Source organism: Edaphovirga cremea, from assembly GCF_003332275.1.
Lineage (GTDB): Bacteria > Pseudomonadota > Gammaproteobacteria > Enterobacterales > Enterobacteriaceae > Edaphovirga > Edaphovirga cremea.
The window spans coordinates 1-21843 of sequence record NZ_QOVA01000002.1 but is presented as its reverse complement, the minus strand read 5'-3'; the positions used below and the strand labels follow the sequence as shown (position 1 = coordinate 21843).

The 21843-nt window shown below is 45.5% G+C and carries 17 protein-coding genes, 1 rRNA gene and 2 pseudogenes; 9 read left to right on the top strand and 11 right to left on the bottom strand.

Annotated features, from left to right (window positions below; all coding sequences use genetic code 11):
* Nucleotides 1-150: 150 nt before the first annotated feature.
* Nucleotides 151-219: pseudogene (locus DRI82_RS24645) on the bottom strand (hypothetical protein); the annotation flags it as partial.
* A 53-nt stretch (nucleotides 220-272) separates the two neighbouring features.
* Nucleotides 273-734, bottom strand: coding sequence for an Lrp/AsnC family transcriptional regulator (locus DRI82_RS02995; RefSeq protein ID WP_114192034.1), 462 nt, complete (start codon nucleotides 732-734; stop codon nucleotides 273-275).
* 154 nt (nucleotides 735-888) lie between these two features.
* On the opposite strand from DRI82_RS02995, the gene DRI82_RS02990 reads away from it, so the two are divergent.
* From DRI82_RS02990 to DRI82_RS02965, 6 genes are all read left to right on the top strand, one after another.
* Nucleotides 889-1275 carry a RidA family protein gene (locus tag DRI82_RS02990; protein ID WP_114192398.1) on the top strand — a complete coding sequence of 129 codons (387 nt, stop codon included), beginning with the start codon at nucleotides 889-891 and terminating at the stop codon, nucleotides 1273-1275.
* A 28-nt stretch (nucleotides 1276-1303) separates the two neighbouring features.
* Nucleotides 1304-2506 carry a diaminopropionate ammonia-lyase gene (dpaL, locus tag DRI82_RS02985; protein ID WP_114192033.1) on the top strand — a complete coding sequence of 401 codons (1203 nt, stop codon included), beginning with the start codon at nucleotides 1304-1306 and terminating at the stop codon, nucleotides 2504-2506.
* A 116-nt stretch (nucleotides 2507-2622) separates the two neighbouring features.
* Nucleotides 2623-4029, top strand: coding sequence for an alanine/glycine:cation symporter family protein (locus DRI82_RS02980; protein WP_114192032.1), 1407 nt, complete (start codon nucleotides 2623-2625; stop codon nucleotides 4027-4029).
* Nucleotides 4030-4172: 143 nt separating this feature from the next.
* Nucleotides 4173-5336 (top strand): M20 aminoacylase family protein, encoded by a 1164-nt coding sequence (locus DRI82_RS02975; RefSeq protein WP_114192031.1) that lies wholly within the window; start codon nucleotides 4173-4175, stop codon nucleotides 5334-5336.
* A gap of 261 nt (nucleotides 5337-5597) precedes the next feature.
* Complete coding sequence (locus tag DRI82_RS02970) at nucleotides 5598-6029, top strand: Globin (RefSeq protein ID WP_114192030.1); 432 nt, start codon at nucleotides 5598-5600, stop codon at nucleotides 6027-6029.
* 9 nt (nucleotides 6030-6038) lie between these two features.
* Nucleotides 6039-8735 (top strand): response regulator, encoded by a 2697-nt coding sequence (locus DRI82_RS02965; RefSeq protein WP_114192029.1) that lies wholly within the window; start codon nucleotides 6039-6041, stop codon nucleotides 8733-8735.
* 5 nt (nucleotides 8736-8740) lie between these two features.
* Here DRI82_RS02965 and DRI82_RS02960 read toward each other — a convergent pair whose 3' ends face one another.
* The 7 genes from DRI82_RS02960 to gltP form a co-directional block, all read right to left on the bottom strand.
* On the bottom strand, nucleotides 8741-9193 hold the full coding sequence (locus DRI82_RS02960; protein ID WP_157967999.1) for an ATP-binding protein: 453 nt from the start codon (nucleotides 9191-9193) through the stop codon (nucleotides 8741-8743).
* A gap of 30 nt (nucleotides 9194-9223) precedes the next feature.
* The gene (locus tag DRI82_RS02955) at nucleotides 9224-9568 is read right to left on the bottom strand and encodes an STAS domain-containing protein (protein WP_114192027.1); all 345 of its coding nucleotides are present in this window, start codon (nucleotides 9566-9568) and stop codon (nucleotides 9224-9226) included.
* A 95-nt stretch (nucleotides 9569-9663) separates the two neighbouring features.
* Nucleotides 9664-10935 (bottom strand): PP2C family protein-serine/threonine phosphatase, encoded by a 1272-nt coding sequence (locus DRI82_RS02950; RefSeq protein WP_245956760.1) that lies wholly within the window; start codon nucleotides 10933-10935, stop codon nucleotides 9664-9666.
* 38 nt (nucleotides 10936-10973) lie between these two features.
* Nucleotides 10974-13415 (bottom strand): glycogen/starch/alpha-glucan phosphorylase, encoded by a 2442-nt coding sequence (locus DRI82_RS02945; RefSeq protein WP_245956759.1) that lies wholly within the window; start codon nucleotides 13413-13415, stop codon nucleotides 10974-10976.
* 205 nt (nucleotides 13416-13620) lie between these two features.
* Nucleotides 13621-14214 carry a pentapeptide repeat-containing protein gene (locus tag DRI82_RS02940; protein WP_157967998.1) on the bottom strand — a complete coding sequence of 198 codons (594 nt, stop codon included), beginning with the start codon at nucleotides 14212-14214 and terminating at the stop codon, nucleotides 13621-13623.
* A 37-nt stretch (nucleotides 14215-14251) separates the two neighbouring features.
* Nucleotides 14252-14974 (bottom strand): 4'-phosphopantetheinyl transferase family protein, encoded by a 723-nt coding sequence (locus DRI82_RS02935; protein ID WP_114192025.1) that lies wholly within the window; start codon nucleotides 14972-14974, stop codon nucleotides 14252-14254.
* 141 nt (nucleotides 14975-15115) lie between these two features.
* Nucleotides 15116-16432 carry a glutamate/aspartate:proton symporter GltP gene (gene gltP / locus DRI82_RS02930; RefSeq protein WP_114192024.1) on the bottom strand — a complete coding sequence of 439 codons (1317 nt, stop codon included), beginning with the start codon at nucleotides 16430-16432 and terminating at the stop codon, nucleotides 15116-15118.
* Between the two features lie 855 nt (nucleotides 16433-17287).
* Here gltP and acs point away from each other — a divergent pair.
* Genes acs through actP form a run of 3 tightly spaced genes read left to right on the top strand, consistent with a single transcriptional unit; the run spans nucleotide 17288 to nucleotide 21264 of the window.
* Nucleotides 17288-19246: an acetate--CoA ligase gene (gene acs, locus DRI82_RS02925; protein ID WP_114192023.1), complete on the top strand. Its 1959-nt coding sequence runs from the start codon at nucleotides 17288-17290 to the stop codon at nucleotides 19244-19246.
* Nucleotides 19247-19300: 54 nt separating this feature from the next.
* Entirely contained in the window at nucleotides 19301-19612 is a 312-nt protein-coding gene (locus DRI82_RS02920) for a DUF485 domain-containing protein (protein WP_114192022.1), read from the top strand.
* Nucleotides 19609-21264 carry a cation/acetate symporter ActP gene (gene actP / locus DRI82_RS02915; protein WP_114192021.1) on the top strand — a complete coding sequence of 552 codons (1656 nt, stop codon included), beginning with the start codon at nucleotides 19609-19611 and terminating at the stop codon, nucleotides 21262-21264. The genes DRI82_RS02920 and actP overlap by 4 nt, the downstream gene beginning before the upstream one ends.
* A gap of 42 nt (nucleotides 21265-21306) precedes the next feature.
* On the opposite strand, the pseudogene DRI82_RS24200 reads toward actP, so the two are convergent.
* Nucleotides 21307-21441: pseudogene (locus DRI82_RS24200) on the bottom strand (hydrolase); the annotation flags it as partial.
* A 280-nt stretch (nucleotides 21442-21721) separates the two neighbouring features.
* Nucleotides 21722-21837: ribosomal RNA gene (gene rrf / locus DRI82_RS02905) — 5S ribosomal RNA — on the bottom strand.
* Nucleotides 21838-21843: the final 6 nt, after the last annotated feature.

Sequence of the window (21843 nt, the reverse complement as noted above, 5' to 3'; positions counted from 1 at the left end):
GGGTTTTTGCTTTATAGCTCAATAAGATTTTGTTTTACCTGCATTTCATCTTATTCAAAGTGAACATCTCCGCCCGCAAATCTACATGCTGTCAGTTGCCACCACCTACGTCGCCTCCGACTATCTTGAGCATATCGCCCGGGAACAACACAAAGAAAAACCGACCAGACCCGTGGTAACAATCATGATGATGGAATACAACCTATCGCGCATTAACGTATTTCCTCACTGAGGTGAGATGACCAGAGCGAGAATGGGCAGAATGATGATATTCAGTCAAGCACGACGGTAAGCTCCTGCTTCGCGTTCTGCATTGAGACAATTGTTCGGAAATTTTTAATATTCTCCGACGTAAAAAAGAGTTCCCGCGTTAATCCTTCATATTCTTCCATATTACGAACATTAAAGATAAGTAAGAAATCAAAATCCCCCGTAACATAATAAACATGCTGCACCTGTGGGCATTGAATAAAGCGCTTTTTAAGTTTTTCTAATAAATCCAAGCGTTCATTAATCAAACTGACTTCAGAAATGATGGTGATTGGGCGGCCTACCTTATGAGCGTCAACAACTGTCACGTTGTTTTTTATAATCCCTTCTCTTTCCATAGCAGCGATACGACGATTGATAGCTGAGGCCGACAGGCTAATTTCAGATGATAATTCACGTTGAGATATGCGGCTATCTTTCTGTAATAGCGTTAAAATTTTTTTATCAAACACATCCAGTTTCATACCAACCAATCCTTAGCATCTTCACCAGACGCAACGTTGTTGCATTATTTTCTCATATTAGCACTTTTGTTGCGTTTATCGCGCAAAAATTAGCGAATTTTAGGCGTTAACAATGACTATTATCGATTCATGAAAGAAATAAGTAGGAATGGATATGAAAAAACAAATCAATACAAACAACGCACCTGTAGCGATCGGACCATATTCTCAGGCGATATCGTTAGATAAGTTGGTGTTTACCTCAGGCCAATTACCGTTAGATCCTCACAGTATGACTATTGTTGAAGGAAAAATTACTGAGCAGGCTCGCGCCTCATTAGCCAATTTAAAAGCAATTTTAGAAGAGTGCGGAGCATCAATCGATTCTGTAGTAAAAACAACCTGCTTTTTAGCTGATATTAACGACTTTGCTGCCTTTAATGCGGTGTATACCGACGTGTTTGGCAGTGAACTTGCTCCAGCACGTTCCTGTGTTGAAGTCGCCAGATTACCTAAAGATGCATTAGTTGAAGTTGAAGCCATTGCTTATATCAAGAACTAACTATCATTATAAATAATAAGGGACTTTCATGCTTAGCAAGATCTTATATCATTTCAATTTACGGAAAAAAGACTATAAGCAAGGGACTGATTTGTCCTTTTTAAATCAAAATGTTGGCAATGAAGTTAAATCATTTCACAGCAAATTTAATAATTATCAGCCAACGCAGTTAAGAGAACTTAACTATTTAAGCCAAAAATTGAGCGTGGCTTCAATTAGTGTAAAAGATGAATCCAAACGTTTTGGATTAAATGCCTTCAAAGGGTTAGGTGGTTCGTTTGCCATTGGTAAATATTTAGCCAGAAAATTAAATCGCGACATTAACTCATTAAGCTTTGCTGAACTCTCCTCGGCAGAAATAAAAGCACAAATCGGCGATATTACTTTTGTTACCGCTACTGATGGCAACCATGGTCGTGGCGTAGCCTGGGCAACCGAGCAGCTAGGCATAAAAGCTATAGTTTTCATGCCAAAAGGCTCATCTGAAATCCGTGCGCAGAATATCCGCAATCACGGCGCGCAATGCACCATCACTGACCTGAATTATGACGATACCGTCCGCCTCGCAAATAAAATGGCTGAGCAAAATGGCTGGGTCTTATTACAAGATACCGCTTGGGATGGCTACGAAGATATCCCAACATGGATTATGCAAGGCTATATAACACTAGCGCTGGAGTCTGTTGAACAGCTAAAACAACTGCCAACACATATTGTGTTACAGGCTGGAGTTGGCTCATTTGCCGGTGCCATTATGGGGTATTTCGTTGAGTTAATGAGCGATAACATCCCAACCATGATTGTTGTTGAACCCCATAAAGCAAACTGTCTTTACCAATCTGCCGTTGCAAACGATGGTGAACCACACAGCGTTGACGGCCCGATGAACACCATCATGGCAGGTTTAGCCTGCGGTGAACCCAATACCATCAGTTGGCCTGTTCTGCGTGATTATACGGATATCTTTATTTCAGCAGATGACCAGCTTGCCGCAAACGGAATGCGTATTGCCGCGGCTCCTCGCCCAGAGACAGATGAACCTTTTATTTCTGGTGAATCCGGCGCGATTGGCCTTGGCTTAGTGTATGAATTAATGACTCAACCAGAACACCAAACGCTTTGCAAAAAACTTAACCTGAATAACAAATCACACATATTACTTATTAGTACCGAGGGCGACACTTCACCGGACATCTATGAAGAAATTGTCTGGTTGGGTAGGAGTGAATAATTTTTAGAAACAGTAAAAGAGCTGTGACTGTATGGTTTTCTTAAGCAATTTCAACCGGCTTTAGAAAATCCAGTCTGTAGTTTGCAATGCTGTCAAATGACAATAAGAGGTACACCATGGAATTCTTACAAACAATTAATAATATCTTTTGGGGATGGCTCGTTGCCGGTTTGCTGCTGGGCACTGGCATTTTTTTTGCTTTCCGCCTTTCGTTTCCTCAAATTCGTTATTTTCCTCAATTATTCAATGCATTAACCAACAATAAAAAATCAGTAGATAAAAAAGGCGTATCGGGTTTTGGCGCCCTGTGTGCGGCATTAAGTAGCCAGGTCGGAACAGGAAGTTTAGTGGGTGTAGCAACAGCGTTGGCTTCCGGTGGGCCAGGTGCCATTTTTTGGATGTGGATGACGGCTATTTTAGGGATGGGGATCAGTTTCAGTGAAGCGATACTCGCTATTTTATTCCGTGAAAGTAATGGCGATGGAACATATCGTGGAGGCCCGGCATATTACATATCTCGGGGCTTAAATTGCAAACCGTTAGCCATTGCATTTTCAATCAGCATGATTATCGGCATGGGCTTTTTTTACGCCATGGTTCAAGGTAACTCAGTAATATTAGCCACAAAAGGGGTAATTGATGTTCATCCCTCACTGATAGGTTTTGTTCTCGTCGCCTTGGTTTCTGTTATTATTTTTGGCGGTGTTAAACGCATTAGTGATTTTGCTTCATTTTTCGTTCCTTTTTTATCAGTGGGTTATATTTGTTTATCGCTATTCATCATATCAACTAATGTCGAAAAACTGCCTGAGATATTAGCATTAATTATAAAACAAGCCTTCAATTTCGATTCAGCGGCTGGGGGTGCCGCCGGATATACAATTTATATGGCTTTTCGATATGGCGTTGCCCGCGGACTGTTTTCTAATGATGCCGGTAACGGGACGACACCGAGTATGCATGCGACCGCAATTGTGAACCATCCAGTAACACAAGGCTTTACCGCCATGTTTGGCACCTTCTTTACCACAATAATTGTCTGTAGTTGTACAGCATTTACCATTCTTCTTACGGGTTCTTTAAGTAGCGGAAAAACTGGGGTTGAACTGACTCAATTTGCGTTTAATCTTGGTGTAGGCGATTGGGGAAAACATGTTGTTTTCATTGCAATGGTGCTTTTTGGCTTTAAATCAATCATTGCAGATATCTATTATGGTGAAGTTAATCTTCGGTGGATTATCGACAATAAGGTTATTACCCAGCTTTATCGTCTGCTTTGTTGCTCACTTGTGATTATTTGCGGAATGATCCCCGTCGCAACAATTTGGGAACTTGTCGATTTTGCTGCTGCTATGTTGATTATCTTTAACGTGCCTGCCCTACTGCTTCTTTCAAAATACGTCATTTTCGCACTTCGTGATTATGTGCAGCAAAAAAAGAGTGGCATTAAAGATCCAAAATGGGATTACGAGACTGATGTCAAAACTCGTGTGATGAGTAAACAGATCAAGGAGTTGTCATGATTAAAACATATAAAGCCAATCAACACGTTTAATGATTACCTTATTTTAATTCGATCAGACACCTGAAATTTTAGTCAACGGTGCTAATATTTTACTTAATGTTATTCTTAAAAAATCGCAACTCGTTAAGAAGGATAGATAAAATGAGCCAAGAGCAATTAAAAAAGCAAATGATAGAATGGCGACATCATCTACACGAAAATCCAGAAAGTGCATTTGAAGAAACGGGAACAGCTGATTTTGTTGCTGACAAATTAACTGCAATGGGCCTGGAAGTTCATCGCAATATTGGTAAAACAGGCGTGGTAGGAATATTAAAATGTGGTGATGGTGCTGATGTTATCGGTCTTCGTGCAGATATGGATTGTATCCAATTAACCGAAACCAGTAATTTATCTTATGCATCAAAAACACCCAATAGAATGCACGCTTGTGGTCATGACGGCCATACCTCCGTTTTACTGGGTGCCGCTAAGCTCCTGGCAGAAAGAAAAAACTTTAATGGCACGGTTTGTTTTGTATTCCAACCTTCAGAAGAGCCTGGATGGGGAGCCAAAGCAATGATTGCTGATGGAGTCATTGAGCGATTTAATATTAAAGAAATCTATGGCATGCACAATATGCCTGGTATTAAAAAGGGAACTATTGCCACTCGCGTTGGTGGCATTATGGGAAGTGAAGATAATTTTGTTATTCGCATCAAAGGATTCGGTACGCATGCCTCTCGTCCGCATATGGGAAAAGATCCGTTGGTGATTGCGGCAGAAATAATTTTGTGCTTACAAACTATTGTTTCCCGTAATATTGATCCTAGTATACCCATTGTTATCTCCTGTACCGAGTTACATGCCGATGGTGTACGAAATGCTATTCCAACACACGTTGAAATCAAAGGGGACACTCGTAGCTACGATCCTGAAGCACAAAAGCTCATTGAAGAACGCATGCGTTCTATTTGTGAACATATTTGCGCAATGAACAATGCTGAATGTGAATTCGAATATACTCATGAATTTGCGCCAACGGTTAATTGGGCCGAATGCGTTGATGTCGCTCTTGAGGCTGCACAAAATATAGTCGGTAAAGATAATGTTGACCGTAATGTGCCAGCAATGATGGCATCAGAAGATTTTGGGACTTTCTTACAAAAAGTACCAGGATGCTTTGTATTTATCGGTAATGGCGTTGAGGAAGATGGCGCAGGTTATATACCCTTGCATAATTCGTTATATGACTTTAATGATGAAATATTAATGGTTGGCGCAGAATTCTTTACTGAAATAGTGCGTATTCGGTTACCAGAATAGGCGTAATTGGTTATGAACGTCTGGACCTCCGTATAGCCGGAGGTCTGGGCATGATGGCTTTCTGCCCATCTCTGACTGTCGAACCATTATTCTGCTCATCTTGCCAATTCGGCTCGTCCGCATCTATCCTTTGAATAGACCGGCCGATGATGGCACCTATCGTACTGATCTTGCGCTGCTGTTCGCACGGAGGAAGCATATCTTTAATTGGCCAAATCATTGCCTGCCTAGAAAATACCCCAAAGGCTGAAGGAAAATGATATGAGCACAAATTATGAAGTGTTGTTCAATAACAGCTATGACCGCATTACTGCGGCGGATCAAGGGGAAACGTTCTTCTCCCATTTCTATTCGCTGTTTATCGAAAGCACTCTGGAGCTTAATGACCTGCCGAGCCCTCAAATGCATGAGGAACGGCAGAAAATAATCTATAAATCATTTTTCTACATGCTGTCTGTCGCTACCACCTACATCGCCTCCGACTACCTTGAACATGTCGCCAGGGAACAAAATGAGCAAGGCCTCAATCTACCTGCTTCCGTTTTTGCCTACTGGCGCCGGGCGGTGTTGCAAACCGTACGCGATCTGGATCCTTTGTGTGATGAGGAGATACTCACGGCGTGGGCGATTTTTATGGCTCCCGGGCTGGAATTCATGCGGCGCCAGGCAGAACTGCATCATGATGCCAATTAAAGGGAGGTCATGATGAAAAATAACCTTTTGTTATCCGCATTGGATTCCACCCAGACTGCACTGATGGTGTATGACCAGGAAGAGCGGTTGTGCTACTGGAATAGTAAGGTGGAAGAATACTACCCCGGAATAAAAGGGCATCTTCAGCAAGGTATTTCATTGAAGGACGTCATCGATTCCGTTATCAACTCCAACCCTACCTCTCCACACCTGCAAAATAAGTCACAACTGGCTGAAGCAACGCTCAATAACTATCGGCTAGAGAGCTATCATGAAGTGTGTAACCTGCCAGAGCGCACTCTTTATCTGCAACATCACCGTATACCTGATGGCGGTATTGTCAGCCTGCATACCGATATCACCCATTATGCCAGGATCGCCAACTCCTGGCAGATGCTGCATAACGATTTCATTTTGGCGGCAGAAACGTCTCATATTGGCGTGTGGGATTGGGAATGTGCCCAGGATCGCTTACAGGTTAACGATGCGCTGTTACTGCTACTCGGCGTGGGTCGCGAGAGTAATGTATTTACCTCAGCCCTTTGGCAACAGGTGGTTCATCCCGATGATTTACCGCAGGTGCTGCATTGCCTTCATCAGGCCAACAGCGCGGTTTTGCCCATGTTTGACTGTGAAGTTCGCGTCAAACACCGTGGCGGCGACTACCGCTGGGCGTTGATTCAGGGGCAAATCATCAGTCTTGGCATACAAGGCGAGGTACAGCGGGCAATCGGTACTTTGCAGGATATCACTGAGCGCAAAGAGGCCGAAGTCTCATCCCAGCAGTCCGTCGAGCTTGCCCATGCGGCCAATAAGGCCAAGAGTGAATTCCTCGCCAATATGAGCCATGAAATACGGACGCCGATGAACGGTATTCTGGGGATGACCCAGTTGTGTCTGGAGACCAACCTGAGCAGTGAACAACGCGACTACATTAATATGGTGTATTCCTCCGCACGGGCGTTGCTGAAGATCATTGATGATATCCTGGATTTTTCAAAAATTGAGGCGGGGAAAATCGCCCTGGAGCCAGAGGACTTCACTCTGCGGACCTTGATTCATGAAATCACCCGGCCCCTGATGTCCAAATTCTCAGAAAAGGGGCCTGAGTTGATTGTGGATATCGATCCAGATGTCCCATTGACGCTCCACACAGATGCGCTTCGTTTGCGGCAGATCCTCACCAATCTGATTGGCAATGCGCTTAAATTCACGCATGAAGGCGAAGTGGTGCTTCGCATCGTCCCCTCGCTTTCACCACCCGGCATGCTGACGTTCAGTATTACCGATACCGGCATCGGTATTGCTGAGGATAAACAGGCGATCATCTTCGAGTCCTTCAGTCAGGCGGACAGTTCGACCACGCGCAAGTATGGTGGGACTGGCTTGGGGCTGACTATCTCTGCCCGGCTGGTGGGGATGATGGGGGGGAAATTGCAAGTATCCAGCCGACCGGGGCACGGGAGTTGCTTTTACTTTTCCCTGCCACTCAGCACTGGTTCTGATCTGAGCTCTTTACGCCCGATAACCGCATTGCCTGCAGCACTGAAAGGCCTGGACATTTTGGCGGTGGATGACAACGAAACCAACCTGCGACTGCTGTTTGATATGTTGCGCAATATGGGGTTCAAGCCTCGCACAGTAAACTCTGGCCGGGCGGCATTGGAGTTACTGGGTACGGGTCAGCGCTTTCCCTTGATTCTGCTGGATTCACAAATGCCGGAGATGGATGGCATGGCGTTAGCGCTGGAGATTATGTCCACGCCCAGCCTGCGCCAATGCAAATTGATCATGCTCAGTTCCATGGGCAATCGGATTGACACCGCCGTACTGAAAAAAGTCGGTGTATCGAGTTTCCTGACCAAACCGATTGATGCCGCCGAACTGCAAGAGGCCATCATACGCACTCTGATATTGGAAGAGACCAACAAACCCCTGCCAGTAATAACGGAGTCGGTGCCGGAAGTGGGCAGCCGTTCTCACATTCTGGTTGCCGAAGATAATCTCATCAATCAACAATTGGCGATCAACTTCATCCGCAAGCTGGGCCATACTTCAGAGGTCGTGGGCAATGGCAAACTGGCGCTACAGAAATTGGAGCAAGGCCATTATGACGTGGTTCTGATGGATCTGCAGATGCCTGAAATGGATGGGATTGAGGCCGTACAGCATATTCGTGCCAATGAAAAAGAGCGACAAGGGCGACACCAACCCATCATTGCCATGACCGCACACGCCATGAAAGGCGATAAGGAAATGTGTTTGGCCCACGGATTTGACGGTTATATCAGTAAACCCATTTTACTGGAAAATCTGGCCATTGAAATTCAGCGAGTACGGAACATCAGCCTGGAAATACCAGAGCTCCCGCTTTTCGACTACACCCAAGCCTTGGCGCAGTTGGACAACGATAAAACGTTATTTAACCAACTGGCGATGATATTTATCGATGAGTTGCCTTCTCTCTTGGCATTACTGCACGCCGCCATAGAAAAACAGGACTTTGAAGCTATCCGGCGTAGCGCCCATCAGCTAAAAGGTGAATGCCTCCACTTTGTTTGTACACCGCTGGAATACAGATTGAGCCAGATAGAACAGGCTGCCACGGCAAGCAATCTGCCTGGAATTATGGCGCAAAACATCGGCCTGGATGAACTGTGTGAACAGTTACGGGCCTCGCTCGTCACGGTAAAAGAAGCCGAGTGAAAGGTTTATGGACCTTTATTGGGTAAATGTTTGGTTAATCTAAGAATGTTATACCCATCTTCCGTTTTATAATTGATGTCGTCCATCATGGACTGAATCAATATCAGCCCCATTCCACCTTCTGGCCAGGTGGATTGGAGAAGTGGGTCGGGCAAAAGATTCGATGAGCGCGGCCATTGACGCAGGATCTTGTCTGGGATCGCGACCCCCGCATCAGACAACGTTAACGTCAGATGGCAACCGTCATGGCCAAGAGTTACAATAATCTCCTGATTTTCATCATATTTCACCGCATGTTTGACGATATTGGTAAATGCTTCACATGAAGCCAGATCTACCTGATAAACCAGAGAGGGATCAAGCGCAAAGGGAGCAACAAAGTCATAGAGCGCATTGCTCAGTGCCGCCAGACTGTCCAGCGATGCCGGTAAACATAGTGTGGTGCTGACACTTGTCATACGCCCTCCCCCCATGGATCGTAGCTTGTTTCAACGAGTCATTACTTGCAGCGTTGACGCACGATCGTTACCAATAGTAAAGATTCTGTCCATCCGCGTCAGCTTGAACATATGCTGAATATTGCTGTTCAGTGAGCAAAGCGCCAGTTCGCTATCGCCATTACCATTGATGGTTTTGAGTATTGACACCAGGGCGCCAAGACAACTGCTGTCAATAAAGTCGACGTGGCTAAAATCCAGCAGGATATCGTTTTTTCCTTGCTGAATAAAAGACAGTATCTCCTGCTTAAACACACCTGCTACCGAAGCATCGAGGCGACGTACCAGCGGAACAATAATTTCGATCCCATTTTCAGACTGAATATCAAAGTTCATTATAACTCCTTAAGCGTAATCTTGCGGTTGATATGCCTTTCGCACCTGTAGCAGCAGGCGATTTGCCTATTCATTCAACTAGTTCAGAAGTTCAATTAGTTCATACGTTCAATCGCCATCAGGGATATATCATCGTTAAAAGAACGGGTGGTTTTTATATCCTGTTCCTGCCGGTTTTCGGGTTCACGACTGCGCCAGATATTCAGCGCATTCTCCACACGATCAAATACCTGACTTTTAGGTAATATCCGATACTCGCCTAACAATTGCTGTAATCGTTGTTCACCGTAAAGTTCCTGCTGGTCATTTTCGCACTCAATAATCCCGTCACTGTACAGATAGAGACGGTCACCGATGTCGAGGGAGAAATGACAGTCTTCGTACTCTGCGTCAGAAAATAGCCCTACAGGCATTCCCCCAAGTCCGACAGTACATAGCTCACCTGCGGCGCGAATAATAAAAGGCGTCGGATGCCCAGCCTGACAGAGAATCCCCTGACCATTAGTCGTATTTATCACACCATAAATCAGCGTGTAATAGCTGAAGACCTCGTCATTATCCATGCAAAACCGCTGATTCAGTTCCCTCACCACCTGATGGGGTGCGACCGGAAAGCATTCTCCTGCTGCATTTTGGCTCACCAACAACTGGTTGCTAATACGGCCAGTCATAAACTCCCGCGCGACGGCCAAAGAAAGCATAGCTGCACTGACGCCATGGCCTGCTACATCAACACTGAAAAATGCGATATGCCGTTCGTCCAGCGAGAAGTAATTCAGTAGGTCCCCGGAAACATACGCCGAGGGAAGAAACATCCAATCGGCCTCAAACCCTTCCAGAACCAGGTTATGGGCTGGCAGAACGCTATGCTGCAGTTTTGCTGCAGCCTGCAAATCGGATTCGATTTGCCGATAAGCATAGGAAATTTTTTCGTTGCGTGCTGCCAACGTATTCTCAAGCAACAGTACGCGCTCGGCGGCGTGCAATCGCGCGCGAAGTTGACTCTGATTAACCGGCTTGGATAAAAAATCGTCGGCCCCGGCATCCATGCCCGTCAGCATATCCTCAAGAGATTGCCGTGCCGTCACCAGGATGACATAGATATAATGACCAAAGTCGCGGCTGCGGATAGCCCGACACAAGTCAACGCCGTTCATCACCGGCATTTCCCAGTCGCTGATCACGATATGCACGGGTTGTTGTTCCAACTGGCGCAACGCATGCTCTCCATCTTCCGCCTCGCAGACCTTGAATCCCCATTTCGTCAACGACGTTGCCATCAAATACCGATAGCTTTTTGAGTCATCTACAATCAGTACCGTCACCTCCATCGCCTCGGATGGATGACTATGGATAAACTGTTCCATAAGAGATCCTTTGCCTCAGGAAGAAACGAGGGGTTATATCAAGAACGTATCCCCCAAATTTCCGTGGCGTAACCTTTGATCGTGCGATCGCTGGAGAAACTGCCCATGCTGGAAATGTTCAACAGCGCTCGTCGATGCCATTCCAGTTGCTGAGAAAAGTCAGCCTGTGCCTGGTTCTGGGCAATACGATAACTGTCAAAATCCAGTAAATGACAATAGTGATCGGCTTCGGTGAGCATGTGATATATAGGTCTGAAAACAGAGGTGTCCGGATTAAATCGGCCAGATATCAACGCGTCGACCGCAGCGTTAATCGCTGGGTTGTGGTTTTGATATACCCGGTTATGCGCACCGTTATGCCGATAGGTATTGATTTCATCTGCATCGGCGCCAAACAGGTAAAAATTTTCTTCTCCGACGGCATCGCGAATCTCAATATTCGCGCCGTCCAGGGTTCCAATGGTCAGGGCGCCATTCATGGCAAATTTCATATTACTGGTACCGGAAGCCTCTGTACCGGCGGTAGATATTTGCTCAGAAAGATCGGTGGCGGGAATAATATGCTCGGCCAGTGAGACTTTATAATCCTCAAGAAACAGAACGCTGAGCTGCCCCTTTGCCCGCGGATCGCTGTTGACCTTTTGTGCCACTTCGTTAATAAGTTGAATGATCAACTTTGCCATGGCGTAGCCCGGTGCGGCCTTACCTGCAAATAAATGCACTTTGGGCGTTTGGTTATGACCTGACTCCACAATCTCTAAATACAGATGTATGACATGCAGAATATTCAGCAATTGTCGTTTGTACTCATGGATGCGCTTCACCTGGCAGTCAAACATAGCCAATGGATCAAGCTGAATCCCTTGTTGGAATGCAATATGACGGCAAAGTGCCTGCTTGTTACTGAGCTTAACGGCCTGGATTTCCTCCACGACGCTGCTGTCCTTTGCCAATTTTTGCAGCCGCTGCAACTTGTCGAGATCGGTGACCCAGCCATTGCCTAACTGGTGGGTCAAAAACTGGGCCAGGCTGGGGTTTGCTTGCTGGAGCCATCGGCGGGGCGTGACGCCGTTGGTCTGATTGGTGAATTTTTCAGGCGTAATAAAATAAAAGTCAGGAACAAGCGTTTGTTTAATCAGTTCCGAGTGCAACCTGGCAACTCCATTGACCTTATGACTACCAACGATTGCGAGGTTAGCCATACGAACTTTTTTCTCTGCCCCTTCTTCAAACAATGACAATGAAGCCAGCAGATGGGGTTTATCGGGCCATTTCCTAGCAACTTCAGAAAGAAAGCGATGATTGATTTCGTAGATAATTTGCAGGTGGCGCGGCAATAGCTTTTCAAATAAAGCCACGGGCCAGGTTTCCAGCGCTTCAGGCATTAATGTGTGGTTGGTGAACGCACAGGTTTTTTGCGTAATGTCCCACGCCGCGGGCCAATCCAGACGATGCTCATCCACCAGAATGCGCATCATTTCAACGATCGCCAACGCGGGATGGGTGTCGTTAAGCTGGATGGCAACGAATTCAGGCAGTGCCGTAATGTCTGAGGAGAGTTGTGCATAATCATTAAAAATATCGCGCAATGTACAGGCAACAAGAAAATACTCTTGCGTCAAACGTAGTTCTTTACCCGATTGGATCTCATCCGCTGGATAAAGTATTTTCGAGATATTCTCCGAGGCTATTTTTTGACTGACCGCGCGAAGATAATCACCACGATTAAAGATATGTACATCAAAAGAATCAGAAGCACCCGCGCTGTATAACCTCAGTGTATTTACCGTTTTCCCTCCGTAGCCAGTCACCAGATAATCGTGAGGTATACCAACAATGACTTTCCAATCCATCCACATAGGATTGTAATTCGCTTCATTGTCCTCATTCTCTTCTATATTGCCACCAATGGGGATTAATATTAATTGCGAGTGATGCTCAATCAACCATGGGGAATGTGTGGAGTGCCAATCATCGGGTTGTTCAACTTGCTTATTGTGCTGTATAGCTTGTTTAAATAAACCATATTCATATTTGATGCCGTGCCCCGAGGCAGCGATATCCAGCGTAGCCATGGAATCTATAAAACAAGCTGCCAGGCGACCTAAACCACCATTGCCCAAAGCCGCATCTGGCTCTTCTGCTGTAATCTTTTCAAAATCAAACCCCAGTTCGCTGACCGCTTGCCTGGCGTATTCCAGCAATCCGATATTTGTGAGGTTATTACGCAGAGACTGACCGAGCAAGAATTCCATGGATAAATAATAGAGGCGCTTGGATTTTTCTTTTTTCTGTAATTTCCGCGTATTGAAGAACCCATCAAGCTGATAATCCCTTATCGTGAGTGCCAATGCATTGAAAATGTCGGCATTCGTTGCGGCTTCAACCTCCAGACATAAACTGTACTTTAGTTTACTGATGACATTTTTCTTTATTTCATCGACACTGAGCATCTTGTTACTCGTTAATTCTGTATTCATTTCAGCTCCTAATACGTTCCTGCATCAGAGATTTTTCATCAATACCAGAGGATCAATAGCGAGCAAAGCACTATGCCAAGTGTAGACGGACTCTTACCATATGGTGAATTTTGTTAAGGATTTACGGCATAACCGATTAGCAGATTTTTTACTTTTCATCACCCGGATCATCGTCTGACAGCACGCAACTCAGGGCACGATCCGCCTACTGCAATTCAATGTCCAAACTGTTCAACAGACTCATGGCCTCAGGCAGTTCGAACTTGGCACGGCGAATATCGTTATTAAATATATCAATACGATAATATTCAGCACCGACGAAATTAGCCTCCACCAGCGTGGTATTACGGAATAACGCATCCGATAGATCGCTATAACCGAAATCTGCCGACGTGAGATCCGCCTCGCTGAAATCGACATCGTGCACCTTACAACGACTCATCACCATTCCAGACATACTCAATCCAAAGAAAGTACTGTCGTGTAAGATACATTGTTGAAAATTAAGTGGATCGCTAATCGCTATTTGTGGCCATTTCACCAGAGTCCAATCTACTTCAATCAATTTGCAGCCAATGAAGACCACGCCATTAAGACGACTGCCCTTTAGGTTTATTCCACTGAGATCACAATCGATAAACTCGCATTGGTCAAACTTGCATTCTTGCCACTTTGATAGGCTGAAGTCACAATGGTCGAAACTGCAGCCATAAAATTCAATCTTGCTGAGCACAAGTGAAGGCATTGTTAATTCATGAAAATGTTGATTGGCATAATCACGTTGTTCAAAATGAGTCATTGGCATACCTTTTCCCCTCTCTACAGCCAAGATTTATCTATTCGCAGGTAATAAAGGTGATCACATCATGCTCACCTGCCAGATAGGTTCCCTGAAATACGCGTCCATGCAGGTAGTCCACGTGTAAATCCTTGAGTAGCACCAGTTCGAAATAACCGGCTGATGGATCGATCCGTACCAACTCTGCATCCAGAAAATCAAAGTAGCGTCGAGCCTGAGGATACAGGGCTTTAAAAAGACTCTCTTTGGCCGAGAATGCCACCGTTAATTGATGGGCAAAAGAACCCGAACTGGCGGTGAGGAGACTTTTCTCCTGCTCATTGATAATCATGCCCCATAAGGCTTCAGCGCGCTCTTGCGAAAGGTATGTTTCAATATCCACACCGACCCCACTCGAGGACGAGAGACCGCTATGCGCAGCACAAAGTGCCGTGTTTTCATTATGACTGATAGAACCGCGAATTCTTTCTGGCCACTGTGGCGCGCGATCTTCCCCAGACTGAAGTTCAAACTTCTCCAGCCCCAACTCCGTTAGAACCTGTTCGGCAAGATATCTGCCAGCCAGGAACTCCGCCTGTCTTTTCGGTACTGCTCTATTCAGAGATGCCGGTAAAACAATATCGAATCGCGCAAATAACTCTGGATGATAGGTTTTCACATTAAATCGGCTTCGGGCAATCAGCCCTGGGTAGATCTCGCTTTTTGTGCCCGCGACGGGAATCGAGATCCATTCGAAATTTTCAATGAAAGGAGTGCCCACAGATTTACTCCAGATTAGGAAGTCAGGGGAAGTTTAATCTTTTCGGCAGGGGAACAGCAATGATGGGAGACTTTCTGGCTATCTCTAGCAAGAGGGTACCGTACTCAATAGTACGATACCCCCTAAACTCATCTGTCGTTATTAAGATTGTTCAGCGCTAACAGGGGAACTGGCGAGAAACTCAACCTCATAGGCCCGCGCTTTTTCAACATCAAACTGACCTTCCCATTTGGCAATGACCAGTACAGCAAGGGCATTCCCCACCACATTCAAGGCTGTACGGGCCATATCCAATATCCGGTCGACACCCGCAATGAATGCCAGTCCTTCCAAAGGTATGCCCACACTTCCCAGCGTGGCCAGCAGGACGACAAAAGAGACTCCCGGCACACCAGCAATACCTTTCGATGTCACCATCAGCGTCAGAACCAGGATAATTTCCTGTCCCAGAGATAAATCAATGCCATAAAGTTGAGCAATGAATATCGCTGCGATGCTCTGATAAAGCGTCGAACCATCTAAATTGAATGAATAACCTGTCGGTACCACAAAACTCGTGATCGCCTTAGGAGCACCATACGCCTCCATTTTCTCAATAATTCGGGGCAATACGGTTTCTGAGCTGGCTGTAGAATAGGCAAGAATCAACTCGTCTTTCAGGATACGAATGAGTGTCCAGATCCTCAGTTGGCACATACGCGCAATAATGCCGAGTACAATCAGAGCAAAAAAGAGAATTGCTGCGTACACCAGCACAACCAGTTTGGCGAGAGGTATCAACGAAGCAAAACCGAAATTCGCCACGGTTACTGAAATCAGTCCAAACACCCCGATAGGGGCATAACGCATAATCATATGCGTGACCTTAAACATACTTTCAGAAACAGCTTTGAAGACTTTGAGCAATGGCTCTTTGGTTTCTTTGGGAAGAGATGACAAACCCAACCCAAACAGCACCGAGAAGAAGATAATCGGCAGCATGTCGCCCCTGGCCATCGAAGCAAACACGTTTGCCGGAATCAACGACAGAATCGTTCCGACCAGGCTATGCGTACCACTTTGTACTATTTCTGTCGTTTTTTCATACTGAGAGATATCAACAGCCGAAAGTGTCGACATGTCGATCCCGGTTCCGGGTTGAAAAACATTAGCCAATGTTATTCCCACTACAATCGCAACCGTAGTGACCACTTCAAAATAGATAATGGTTTTCAATCCAATGCGGCCTAACTTCTTCGCATCCCCTACCCCAGCAATACCGACAATCAGTGTCGAAATCACGATGGGCACAACAATCATCTTAATCAACCGGATAAAGATATCCCCAGCCGGACTAAGAATGTTACCAACCAGCCACTCTCTTGATTCAGCTTGGTTATGTAAAATGGCACCAACAATAATACCTAGAAATAGCGCAATAAGAATTTGCCATGCGAGGCTGATCTTTATACTTTTCATAGCGAAAAAAGTCCTCAAGATAATCTTTCACAGAACCTGAACGATGCTGTTAAGAGAATACTTAATCATTACATACGGGCTATAGTTAATAAGATGCACGTTGCAACTTCCCGTCAGTCGCACGCTAATTTTATCAGTATCATTTCAAACCGCTTCTCTGCAAGCCTTCTTTTCTGCTGACTTTTCATCCAATCCGGGCATATACAAAATTTATGCATAACTATAGTTGCCATAAGTTAATGTTATTAAAAAATAATTATTTTTATGTGTTCCGTTGAATATCTCATATAGGAATAGAAGACCAGAAAAAAAAGTGACTCTTTTGCATAATAATTGAACGATGGGGCATGAATAAAATGTATATTTTATGTTATTCAAATGTTTTGTTGTCAGCCGAAATTTTACAACCTTTCTCGTGGCAACGTATTATTCGTCGGAGAGAGATAATTGGAACAATAAGAACGCGAATTGAAATTAATATAGAATATCAGTCAATAATTGGAAATTATTATTAGCTAAATCTGATTCATTAAGAACGTTATAGAACAATCAAATTATCCCTATTTATGACCATTTACTACATGCCGTAATTCACTCTCAAGAATTCTTTCCTTAAAATTTTCCCAAAAACACCTTTCCCATCTTTATGCTGATTTTTCTGTTCAAGATGCTCATTTGCATAACTCAAGCACTTTGCCATGCTCAACGTGTGCGCAGAAGTGGTTAATTTATGTGAAATAAACATACCCTCATCGCTGTTGCGTGATCTGCCGCCCAAAAAAGAAACAAAGAATCAGTGCAGACTACTATTAACCTTTGGTTGACATATTATTAACAACTTCAAGGAGAGCACACATGAGCCAAGTACATAAACACTCTATTCCTGCAAACATTGCAGAGCATGCCCTGATTAACCCTGAACAGTACCAGCACTACTACCAACAGTCAGTACAAGATCCTGAGACATTTTGGTCAGAACACGGAAAAATTGTTGACTGGATCAAGCCCTTCACCAAGGTTAAAAACACGTCTTTTGAACCAGGAAATATCAGTATTCGCTGGTTTGAAGACGGCACGCTGAACCTCGCAGCCAACTGTCTCGATCGGCATCTGGCAGAGCGTGGCGATCAGGTTGCCATCATTTGGGAAGGCGATGATCCCCAGCAGAGTAAGAACGTTACCTATAGAGAACTCCATCACGACGTCTGCCAGTTTTCCAATGTCCTGAAGAAGTTGGGCGTGAAGAAAGGGGACGTCGTTGCGATTTATATGCCAATGGTGCCAGAGGCAGCCGTCGCTATGTTGGCGTGCGCACGCATTGGTGCCATACATTCGGTTATCTTTGGCGGATTTTCACCCGAAGCCGTCGCCGGACGTATCGTCGACTGCAACGCAAAATTGGTGATTACTGCTGATGAAGGCCTGAGGGCTGGCCGCACCATCCCATTAAAGAAAAACGTCGACGAAGCACTTAACAATCCCAACGTTAAAAGCATCACCAATGTCGTGGTATTCAAACGCACGGGTAAAGAAGGTTTCTGGCAGGAAGGCCGCGACCTATGGTGGCATGATCTGATTGAAGGTGAGTCAGCGGAATGCCCAGCAGAAGAGATGAATGCCGAAGATCCCCTCTTTATTCTTTATACCTCAGGCTCAACTGGCAAACCCAAAGGGGTGTTACATACCACGGGCGGTTACCTGGTATATGTCGCTATGACATTCAAGTATGTGTTTGATTACCATCCCGGTGATATCTATTGGTGTACTGCCGATGTTGGCTGGGTTACGGGGCATAGTTACTTGCTTTATGGTCCGCTGGCGTGTGGCGCAATTACGCTAATGTTTGAAGGGGTGCCAAATTATCCGGCGGCCAATCGTCTCGCTCAAGTAGTTGATAAGCATAAAGTGAACATTCTTTATACTGCACCTACGGCGATTCGCGCCCTGATGGCCGAAGGTAACAAAGCCATTGAAGGGACCTCGCGTGAATCATTGCGCATTATGGGTTCTGTCGGCGAGCCAATTAATCCGGAAGCATGGGAGTGGTATTACAACGTGATTGGCAACGGTAAGTGCCCAATCGTTGATACCTGGTGGCAGACAGAGACGGGTGGGTTCATGATCACGCCGCTGCCCGGAGCCACTGCGCTGAAGGCCGGTTCCGCCACGCGCCCATTCTTTGGTGTACAACCGGCTTTGGTCGACAATCTGGGCGAGCCGCAGGAAGGTGTAAGCGAGGGAAATCTGGTTATTACCGATTCCTGGCCAGGTCAGGCACGTACACTATTTGGCGATCATGACCGCTTTGAACAAACTTACTTCTCAACGTTTAAAGGCATGTATTTCAGCGGAGATGGTGCACGACGTGATGAAGATGGCTACTACTGGATAACTGGCCGTGTCGATGACGTGCTAAATATATCTGGCCATCGCCTGGGTACAGCAGAAATTGAATCAGCTCTCGTTTCACATCCAAAAATCGCAGAAGCTGCCGTAGTTGGGATCCCACATAATATTAAAGGACAGGCGATTTACGCTTATATCACGCTCAACCATGGTGAAGAACCCTCACCTGAACTTTATACCGAAGTACGTAACTGGGTACGGAAAGAAATAGGATCAATAGCAACACCGGATATTCTGCACTGGACAGATTCTCTGCCCAAAACTCGCTCAGGAAAAATTATGCGTCGAATTCTACGCAAAATTGCTGCTGGCGATACCTCGAATCTTGGAGATACCTCGACTCTTGCCGATCCAGGCGTCGTTGAGAAGTTGTTGGAAGAAAAACAATCAATGAAAGTAACGTCATAATTTACGCCGCCTGAGCGCGGCGCTATCAATCAATGCCTCACAGGAGACTCTTCGATGAATGACGATATTTATCAAAGGATTGACAAAGATCCGCGTTTCAGGGAATTGGTGCAAAAGCGAGGGCGCTTTGCTTGGCTGCTTTCTCTGATCACTCTGGCTTTATACGTTAGCTTTATTCTGCTGATTGCCTTTTATCCTCAATGGCTGGGTACACCTATTTCTGTGGGTTCAAGTATTACCCGGGGAATACCCGTTGGTGTTGGCCTTATTGTGATCTCTTTTGTGTTGACGGGTATTTATGTCTTTCGCGCGAACGGAGAATTTGATCGTCTTACTAATGAGATTGTCCGTGAGGTGAATAAATGAGGAACCAGAGATTAATACTACTGGCATTGTTTGCCTTTCCCTCATTGACTATGGCTGCTGCCATAGGCGGGGATGTTCAGCGTCAACCGTTGAATATAGAGGCAATAATCATGTTTATCCTGTTTGTGGGTGCGACACTCTATATTACTTATTGGGCGTCCAAGCGTACCCGCTCAAGGCAGGATTACTATACTGCTGGTGGTAGGATAACGGGTTTCCAAAACGGTCTGGCGATCGCAGGTGACTTTATGTCTGCGGCATCCTTCCTGGGTATTTCTGCACTGGTTTATACCTCAGGTTATGACGGTTTGATTTACTCCATTGGTTTCTTGATAGGTTGGCCAATCATTCTATTCCTGATTGCCGAACGTCTGCGAAATCTGGGTAAATATACTTTCGCAGATGTTGCCTCATATAGATTAAAGCAGAAACCTATCCGTACATTATCCGCCTGTGGTTCTCTGGTCGTCGTTGCTCTCTATTTGATCGCACAAATGGTCGGTGCCGGTAAACTCATCCAGTTACTGTTTGGGCTCAATTACCATATTGCCGTAATCCTGGTCGGGATCCTTATGGTGCTTTATGTACTCTTCGGTGGGATGTTAGCCACAACTTGGGTACAGATCATCAAAGCCGTGTTATTACTTGCCGGCGCAAGTTTTATGGCATTGATGGTTATGAAATCGGTGAATTTCAATTTCAATACGTTATTCACTGAAGCGATAAAAGTTCATTCGAAAGGGATTGCAATCATGAGCCCTGGAGGGTTGGTGTCCGATCCTATATCAGCACTCTCATTGGGATTGGCGCTGATGTTCGGTACCGCCGGATTGCCGCATATTCTGATGCGCTTCTTTACTGTCAATGATGCAAAAGAAGCTCGTAAAAGCGTTTTCTACGCAACAGGTTTTATCGGTTACTTTTATATCCTGACCTTTATCATCGGTTTTGGTGCGATCCTGTTAGTCAGTGCAAATCCGGCATTTAAGGATGCATCTGGAGCATTGCTGGGTGGTAACAATATGGCCGCAGTACATTTGTCCAATGCTGTCGGCGGTAGTTTCTTCCTTGGTTTTATCTCCGCCGTTGCTTTCGCTACTATTCTTGCCGTCGTTGCCGGTCTGACCCTTGCAGGTGCTTCTGCTGTTTCTCATGACCTTTATGCCAGCGTCATGAAAGATGGTAAAGCGACAGAAAGGGATGAACTACGGGTTTCCAAAATCACCGTAATAATCCTCGGTATTGTCGCCATCGGATTGGGGATTCTTTTTGAGAAGCAGAATATCGCCTTCATGGTGGGTCTGGCATTCTCTATCGCAGCCAGCTGTAATTTCCCAATCATTATTCTTTCTATGTATTGGGCAAAACTGACTACCCGCGGTGCCATGGTTGGTGGTTGGTTAGGACTGATAACGGCTGTCGTGCTGATGATTCTCGGACCTACTATCTGGGTACAAATATTGGGTCACGCTAAACCAATATATCCGTATGAGTACCCCGCGCTCTTCTCAATGATTGTGGCTTTCGTAGGAACATGGTTCTTTTCAATCACCGACAATTCATTGGTTGGACAACAGGAAAGACTGCGTTTCTTTTCACAATTCGTTCGTTCACAAACTGGCGTTGGGATCTCCCAAAGCTCACAGCATTAAATGCCTACTCTGTAAAAAGGCTCCTTCGGGAGCCTTTCTCATTTATGGCTTCAACCAGTGATCCAGCCAGAGAAATACCATATCCTGTTGCTCTTTATAAAATACATGCCCCAGTTCCGGCCAAATGCATGTCACTAAACGAGCATCAGCATTCTGCGACGTCCACACTGCATGCATAAGCTTCTTCTACTGACTTCTGCTCAAATATCCCAAAGTAGTGAAACCCGTGTAGCACTAAAGTAAAAAACCCCAGTCTTTCGACTGAGGTTCTTTACTTTGTTTGATGCCTGGCAGTTTACGCCGGGCTCCTGCCCTGCGCCCTTCGGGTCAGCGCCATGCGCTGCTCAAATCCGTTCCCGACGGATTTGTCCTACTCTCTGCCCGAAAAGGCAATTACCGGGTTGCAGCAAATAACAAAGCCCCGTACTTGCGTACAGGGCTTTGTTATTTGTTTGATGCCTGGCAGTTCCCTACTCTCGCATGGGGAGACCCCACACTACCATCGGCGCTACGGCGTTTCACTTCTGAGTTCGGCATGGGGTCAGGTGGGACCACCGCGCTACTGCCGCCAGGCAAATT